The 239-nt window shown below is 66.5% G+C and carries 2 pseudogenes; both read left to right on the top strand.

The window, feature by feature from the left end:
- Window positions 1-76 (top strand): annotated as a pseudogene (locus tag ACPYOG_RS20585) (potassium transporter TrkA); the annotation flags it as partial.
- Between the two features lie 5 nt (window positions 77-81).
- Window positions 82-239: pseudogene (locus ACPYOG_RS20580) on the top strand (cation:proton antiporter); the annotation flags it as partial.

The following is a 239-nucleotide window of genomic DNA, read 5'->3' as shown; positions in this document are numbered from 1 at the left end:
CACCGGTGACCTGCTGGTAGCGGTCGGCACCCAGGAAGGACTTGACTCGGCAGCCGACATCCTCCGCAACGGCTGACCGGCATGGATCCGCTCGCATTAGCCCTCGTTGAACTGGGGGCCGTTGTGTTCTGCCTCGGCCTCCTGGCTCGGTTAGCGGGCAGAATCGGCATGTCCCCCATCCCCCTCTATCTGGTGGGCGGCCTGGCGTTCGGCGCCGGCGGATTCGTGAAGCTGGACGG

It is taken from the genome of Leifsonia sp. HAY1-4F, from assembly GCF_056755275.1.
Note: the sequence above shows the minus strand (reverse complement) of the source record. Positions and strands in the feature narration are given on the sequence as shown.